This window comes from Salinivibrio sp. PR919 (genome assembly GCF_001995355.1).
In the GTDB taxonomy this organism is placed as follows: Bacteria; Pseudomonadota; Gammaproteobacteria; order Enterobacterales; family Vibrionaceae; genus Salinivibrio; species Salinivibrio proteolyticus.
Window position 1 is genome coordinate 39,603 of the sequence record NZ_MUFL01000021.1, and the last position, 6,596, is coordinate 46,198.

Below are 6,596 nucleotides of genomic sequence, written 5' to 3' on the forward strand. Positions count from 1 at the left end.
TGACCCCCAGTGTTGGATATCCAGCACTGGGGGTTCTTTTTATCCTGCGTTTAATGCGGCAGGCTCAGCACTTAACGGCGTGTCCATGACTGCGACCATGTGCTCACGGATCACTTCAGCCAATTGTTCATAGCGCCCTCGCAATGGTGAACCGGGGCGATAATCTAAGGTGATCTGCCGTGTCGGTGTTGGCGACGTGGTGGGAATATAGGCCACGCCATCACGGCGCTGTGCCGGGACGGATAAGCGAGGGAGTAAGGTGATACCACTGCCCGCCGCGACCATATTACGGAGTGTTTCTAAACTGGTGGCACGAAAACGCTGATCTTCACGCGCCCCCACTTTAAAACAAAAGCCCATCGCTTGGTCACGTAAGCAATGACCATCGCCCAGCATTAACAAGGTCTCTCCTTGCAGGACATCTAACGCCACTTCAGCACACCCCGCAAGCTTATGCGCCTCACTGACCGCTAATAACATTGGCTCTTCATACAATGGCAGCTCTTTCAAATGCTGGGTTTCTTCCACAGAAGCCAAGATGATGCAATCGAGTTTGCCCTCTTCCAGTTGCTGCACTAACTGCTGCGTCTGTCCTTCGTGAATGAATAGCTCCAATTCTGGAAAACGGTCGCGCAGCATGGGAATGATCTTCGGCAACAGATAAGGGCCGACGGTCGGGATCAGGCCAATATGTAGGGGGCCGGTCATACTTTCCCCTTGTTCACTGGCCAATTCGGTCAAAATTGTGACTTCTCGCAATACGTTACGTGCCTGCTGTACTAACCTCATACCCGCATCCGTGAACAACACACGACGACTGGTGCGCTCTAACAAACTCACGCCCAGCTCATCTTCCAGCTTACGAATCTGTCCGCTCAAGGTGGGTTGGCTAACAAAACACGCTTCGGCCGCTTTGCGAAAGTGGCGGTGTTCAGCCAGCGCCACCAGGTATTCCAAATCACGAATATTCATTGCTGTCTCTTCTATAGGAGAAAACTATCAAAACCATAGCATCAAGCGATTAGAGCTATCAATCTTCTTTCGCGATACTACATCCATCAAGACACGGCGAGTCAGACACATGCCGTCGACAGTTAACGACCAAATCAAAAGGGGAAACCATGTTTGCATCAAAAGAAGGCCAACCAGTACCACAAGTTACCTTCCGTACTCGCGAAGGCGACCAGTGGAAAGACGTTACCACCGATGACATTTTTGCCAATAAAACCGTGATTGTATTCAGCCTGCCGGGTGCGTTTACACCGACCTGTTCATCCTCGCACCTGCCGCGCTATAACGAGCTATATCCGGTGTTCCAACAGTACGGCGTTGATGACATTGTCTGTGTGTCCGTCAACGACACCTTTGTGATGAATGCATGGAAAGCCGACCAAGACGCTGACAACATTCATGTCCTGCCTGATGGTAACGGCGAGTTCACTGATGGCATGGGAATGCTGGTCGACAAAAACGATCTTGGCTTTGGCAAACGCTCATGGCGCTACAGCATGCTGGTGAAAAACGGTGTGGTCGAGAAAATGTTTATCGAACCCAACGAGCCAGGCGACCCGTTCAAGGTCTCTGATGCCGACACCATGCTGGGCTACATCGCCCCTGAGCACAAACTGCAAGACTCGATCACTGTGTTTAGTAAGCCAGGCTGCCCATTCTGTGCCAAGGCCAAACAAGCCCTGATCGACGCAGGTCTTCAGTTTGAAGAAATCATCCTCGGTAAAGACGCCACTACGGTTTCTTTGCGTGCGGTGAGCGGTCGCGCCACCGTGCCACAAGTATTTATCGGTGGCCGTCATATCGGTGGCAGTGAAGAGCTCGATACCTATCTGAATCAGTAATCCGCTGTTTGGGCGGCCTCCTTGCCGCCCGTTATTTTCCCAGGAGAAAGCAATGAAAACATTAACGGTTGATGTGGCTGTGATTGGTGGCGGAACTGCCGGACTCGGTGCTTATCGCGCAGCCAAAGCACATACGGATAACGTGGTGATGATTGAAGGCGGTCCCTATGGCACCACGTGTGCGCGAGTTGGCTGCATGCCTTCCAAACTGTTAATTGCGGCGGCTGAAGCGGCGCATCATATCGACAAAGCGCCCGGCTTCGGTGTGTATCCCGGCGGCACCACGGAAATTAATGGCCGTGAGGTGATGGATCGGGTGAAACGCGAGCGTGACCGCTTTGTCGGCTTTGTACTGGAAAGTGTCGATGACATTCCCGCTCAAGACAAAATTGATGGCTATGCGCGCTTTGTAGATGATCACACCTTAATGGTTGACGATCACACCACCATCCACGCTGATCGTATCGTGATCGCGACAGGTTCGCGTCCAAGCTGGCCGTCTGCTTGGGATCACCTTGGTGATCGTTTAGTGGTCAATGATGATATTTTTGAATGGGACGATCTGCCTGACTCAGTTGCGGTATTTGGCCCAGGTGTGATTGGCCTTGAGCTCGGACAAGCGCTGCATCGCCTCGGGGTCGAGATGATTATGTTTGGCGTCGGCGGCCAAGTGGGCCCGCTGACCGATCCGGACATCATGGCCTATGCGGATAAAACCTTTAGCGAGGAGTTTTATCTCGACGCCGATGCCAAGGTGGAAGAGATGGTGCGTGAAGGCGATAAGGTACAAATCCGTTATCGTGATAAAGAGGGCGAGAGCCAACTGCGCTGGGTCGACTATGTAGTTGCCGCCACCGGTCGTCGTCCCAATGTCGACAAGCTAAACCTCGATGCGACCAGCATCAAAGTGGATGCCCGCGGCGTGCCAGTTGCCGATAGTTACACCCTGCAAACCACGGCACCRCACATTTTTATTGCCGGTGACGCCAGTAACCAAATTCCGTTGCTGCACGAAGCGGCTGACCAAGCGCGCATCGCCGGTGACAACGCCGGACGCGGCAAAGATATCCGTGCCGGATTACGCCGCAGCAAGCTCTCCGCAGTCTTCTCCGACCCACAAATCGCAATGGTTGGCGAAAGCTACAAAGCGATTACCGACCGTCTCGGCCCCTGTGGCTGCTTTGAAACCGGCGTGGTGTCGTTTGAAAACCAAGGCCGCTCACGAGTAATGCTGCGTAACAAAGGCTTGTTACACGTTTATGCCGAACAAGGTACAGGCCGTTTCCTTGGCGCCGAAATGATAGGACCGAACGCCGAACACTTGGCCCACTTGTTAGCATGGGCACATCAAAACCAAATGACCATTTCGCAAATGCTAGATATGCCCTTCTATCACCCAGTGATTGAGGAGGGGGTACGTACCGCGCTGCGGGATGTGAATGCCAAGCTCAAACTCGGCCCTGAAATGATCAAACACTGCATGGACTGCGGCCCAGGCTGCTAATCCACTGCCCTTTTCGCCGACACTCGGCGCTTTACAGGCGCTGCCTGTTGCTTCCCCAAGCACTTGCTTACCTTTTGCCCTCCTCGTTGGAGGGCTTTTTTGTATCCGGCGGCCCACTGCGCCACAATAAGCTATCGCTACTACCGACCAAGAGACACCGCATGGCTTGCAAATACTGTCAGTCCGCGATTTGGCAACAAAAACTGGGACGCTGTACCCGTTGTATGAAACAACTGGCCGCCATCTGCGCGCTACTTTGGCCACTCTGGTGGTGGGGCTATGCCGACACGCCACGGCAAGTGGAGTCGATTGCATTGTTATTCGCCGCCGGCAGTGCCAGTGTGCTACTCACACTGCATGTGGTGATTTATCCGTTTCGGCGCAATAAAAAACCCGCGCCAGAGCGCGGGTCGTCAGACATACCAGACGATTAATCGGCCAGATCCGTGGCTTCGTTAATCACATGGAAAATGTAGTTTTGCTCCACGGCACCTTGGAATAACCACGCCATCGGCCCACGCGCCATGATGGCCACATCTTCACCGGAGTGGGTTTCCGAACCGAGCTTAATCAAGGATTGCTGTTTGTAATCCAGCTCACGCACCTGCCCTTCTTGCAAGTTTTCACGCTCACCTTTCACCGCTCCCGGGCCGTTGCCATAGGTGATGGTGGTATAGGTTTTACCAAAATCATCCTGATTCAAGCGCCCTTTTTGACGTGACAAACCGAGAATCGGATTGCCCCGCTCCGCATAGCCGTTCATCACCATAGTGTGGGCATGGTCGGCGGTGACAATGATCAGGGTATCTTCTGGGTTGGTTTTCGCTAAGGCCACTTTAATGGCATCATCGTAAGCCAACGTATCTTCTAACGCTCGCGCAGCGTTGCCCGCATGGTGAGCATGGTCGATACGTCCGGCTTCCACCATCATCACATAGCCGTCTTTGTTGCGGCTAAGCATATCAATCGCCTTGCTGGTCATGTCCGCCAATGATGGCTCATCTTGGCTTTCACGGCGATCCGCTTCGTATTTCATGTGGCTGCTTTCAAACAAACCAAACACGCGTGAGGTGGTCGCCGGATCGATGGCATCAAAACCGGATTTATCGAAAATGTATTGACCATCAGGGTGACGGGTTTGCCATGCCTCAATCAGGTTGCGTCCATCTTTACGCTTGCCCTTTTTGCCCTCAGGATCGACGCTATCGGCAGGAATAAATTCACGCCGTCCGCCACCGAAAGCCACCTGAAATCCCTCACCAGCATCAAAGTCGACAAACTGACTGGCGATATCGGTACAGCCTTGGTTTTTGGCAATGTTGGGTAACTTGCTATCGTTTTCCCAATTGCGATCCGCACTGTGCGCGTAGGTGGTGGCTGGGGTGGCGTGGGTTAAACGGGCGGTTGAGATTAAACCCAACGCCTTGCCCTTCTCGCCCGCCATTTCAAATAGGGTTTTCGCTTCGTTACCTTTGGCGGTACTGCAAAAACCACGCTGGACATTATCGTCAACACTGATGATCCCAGCTTTGGTTTTCACTCCAGTGACCATCGCCGTCGCGGTCCCGGCCGAGTCAGGGGTTTGCATGTCAGTGTTATAGGTTTTTGCTAGTGCAACATGCGGCAGGCTTTCCATGCCAAGGCGGTTTTCCTCACCGGTTTGTCCTTGCTGCTGCCCCTGATAAATCCGCGCCGCGGTGATTGTCCCCACACTCATGCCATCACCGACAAAGAGGATCACGTTTTTGGCTTTGCCCGTAATAGGTGGGTTCGCTTTAGCGGCCGCCAAGGCGGCTTGCGCGTCTTGGTACCAGACATCGTTTTGTTGAGGCACTGCTGCGTGTGCAGTTGCCGCTAATAAGGCTGAGGCCACTGCGGCCGTCACGGTTGTTTTCACCACAAAATCTCCATCATTAACGAGAAAACGCGGGCATGATGGTCATTGCACGTGACGCTTCTGTGACAAACCGTACAATGTAACAATTTGTAAGCCACTCAATTTGATGAAGTTTTTATGACACCGATAGGTAAAAAAGGCTGCGACTTAGTCAGCACACAGCCTTTAGGAGGGATAACGACGCCGCTGATAGCGTCAGGCAATAGACGATGTCACCCTACTCCAGCGTAGAGAAGGTCGAAATCGTGGCTGGCCCAGCAATGTTATAGGTCAGTGCCACTTCGTCACAGGCGTGAAAGCGCGGACAGATTTCACAATCTTTCATCACTTTCTCAGGCAGTTGCGATTTCGACACCGGGGTAAAGCCTAATTGAGTGAAAAACTCGGGCACTCGGGTGAGGACAAAGACTTGCTCAATCGCCATTTGCTTGGCTTTTTTAATCAAGTGCATCATCAGCGCTGTACCGTGACCTTGGCGCTGCCAGCCTGCTTCAACCCCTAAGGAGCGGATTTCTGCCAGCCCTGAGTCGTAAATATACAGCGATCCGCAGCCGGTGAGATCGCCTTGATGCTCGGATACCGCAAATAGGCCGATATTACGCACCAATTCATGGCGATCACGAGGTAAGTTCTCCCCCAATTTTGCCCAATACACCACCATGCCTTCGATGGTATCGAGGTCAGTGAGCCTTGCCGAGCGCACCGTGACTTTGGGGGTAAAGCGCTTATCTAAACGCTTTTGCGCCTCTTGAATGGCAAAGCTGACCTGCTCGGGCGCCACGCCACCCAGCGCACGACGTTGGGCCAAGCAGGATTCAATCGTGAGCATCGCATACACATCGTCTTCAATCACCGGTGAGAATTGCTGCAAGGTGGCGAGCGGTAGATCTTCCAGTCCACAGCCTTGCTCAATGGCAGACACCACCGCCACGCCCACAATATGGTGTGCTTCACGGAACGGGATCCCTTTGCTCACCAAATAATCCGCGAGCTCGGTGGCGTTGGCATGACCTTGCTGCGCCGCCTGCAAGGTTTTGTCTTTGTGAATGGTGATACCTTCAAAACACAAGGCGGCCATATCCAAGCAATCGTGCCACGTGTCCATGGCATCGAAGAGCCCTTCCTTGTCTTCTTGCATATCCTTGTTATAGGCCAGTGGCAAGGCTTTCACCGTCATCATCATTGCCGACAAGGTGCCATACACGCGGCCGGTTTTACCGCGGATAAGCTCTAGCGCATCGGGGTTTTTCTTTTGTGGCATCAGCGATGAGCCTGACGTCACCGTATCGGCCAGCTCGATAAACCCGGATTCGCCCGAGTTATAGAAGATCATATCTTCGGC

6 protein-coding genes are annotated in these 6,596 nt (G+C 53.1%); 3 read left to right on the forward strand and 3 right to left on the reverse strand.

Going from position 1 to position 6,596, the window contains the following annotated elements; translation table 11 throughout:
- Nucleotides 1-39: 39 nt before the first annotated feature.
- Entirely contained in the window at nt 40-972 is a 933-nt protein-coding gene (oxyR, locus tag BZG83_RS06075) for a DNA-binding transcriptional regulator OxyR (RefSeq protein WP_077479765.1), read from the reverse strand.
- Between the two features lie 149 nt (nt 973-1,121).
- On the opposite strand from oxyR, the gene BZG83_RS06080 reads away from it, so the two are divergent.
- The 3 genes from BZG83_RS06080 to BZG83_RS06090 all read left to right on the forward strand — a co-directional run bounded on the left by BZG83_RS06080 (nt 1,122) and on the right by BZG83_RS06090 (nt 3,791).
- Nucleotides 1,122-1,853 (forward strand): glutathione peroxidase, encoded by a 732-nt coding sequence (locus tag BZG83_RS06080; RefSeq protein WP_077455110.1) that lies wholly within the window; start codon nt 1,122-1,124, stop codon nt 1,851-1,853.
- Between the two features lie 52 nt (nt 1,854-1,905).
- Nucleotides 1,906-3,357, forward strand: coding sequence for a dihydrolipoyl dehydrogenase (locus BZG83_RS06085; protein WP_077479766.1), 1,452 nt, complete (start codon nt 1,906-1,908; stop codon nt 3,355-3,357).
- A 161-nt stretch (nt 3,358-3,518) separates the two neighbouring features.
- Nucleotides 3,519-3,791, forward strand: coding sequence for a DUF3624 domain-containing protein (locus BZG83_RS06090; protein ID WP_077479767.1), 273 nt, complete (start codon nt 3,519-3,521; stop codon nt 3,789-3,791).
- On the opposite strand, the gene BZG83_RS06095 is transcribed toward BZG83_RS06090, so the two are convergent.
- Nucleotides 3,788-5,257: an alkaline phosphatase gene (locus BZG83_RS06095; protein ID WP_077479768.1), complete on the reverse strand. Its 1,470-nt coding sequence runs from the start codon at nt 5,255-5,257 to the stop codon at nt 3,788-3,790. The genes BZG83_RS06090 and BZG83_RS06095 overlap by 4 nt on opposite strands.
- A 214-nt stretch (nt 5,258-5,471) precedes the next feature.
- The coding region (gene argH, locus BZG83_RS06100) for an argininosuccinate lyase (RefSeq protein WP_077479770.1) at nt 5,472-6,596 on the reverse strand (1,125 nt) is incomplete at its 5' end.